1 protein-coding gene is annotated in these 387 nt (G+C 48.3%); it reads left to right on the forward strand.

Annotated elements, in window-relative coordinates; genetic code table 11:
- Positions 1–72: 72 nt before the first annotated feature.
- Positions 73–387: hypothetical protein (locus tag AB4585_RS28665; RefSeq protein ID WP_372172174.1), on the forward strand; the 315-nt coding region annotated here is incomplete at its 3' end.

The following is a 387-nucleotide window of genomic DNA, read 5'->3' on the forward strand; positions in this document are numbered from 1 at the left end:
ACTCAGGGTCGGCCTGTACTTGAGGCGACCAATACTGTTATTGGTGCGGGTAGTTTTAGGGTAAGCCCTATAGTGGGCCATCACGCCTCGCTGCGTTTGCCAGAGTTTAATCTTGATGAATGGATAGCGGCGCTAGAGCGACCAAGTGTTGGACCTAAGCCGATCCTTAGCGAGCTTAATGCTCCTGAAATTCCCGTGCCACAGCGTATTCAAGTGCAAAGCAGCAGCATTAAAGTGGGTGGCTTGGATTGGAATGAAGTGGACTTTGTCGCCCGCAAGAGAGCCAATACATGGCAATACAACATAGACAGCTCACAGGTTAAAGGTAAGGCTGAATATGATGGTTCTAATTTAGGTATCAACCTGTCGCTGCTACAACTGTATCTT

It is taken from the genome of Vibrio sp. 10N.222.49.C9, assembly GCF_041474985.1.
GTDB classification, from domain to species: Bacteria; Pseudomonadota; Gammaproteobacteria; order Enterobacterales; family Vibrionaceae; genus Vibrio; species Vibrio crassostreae_C.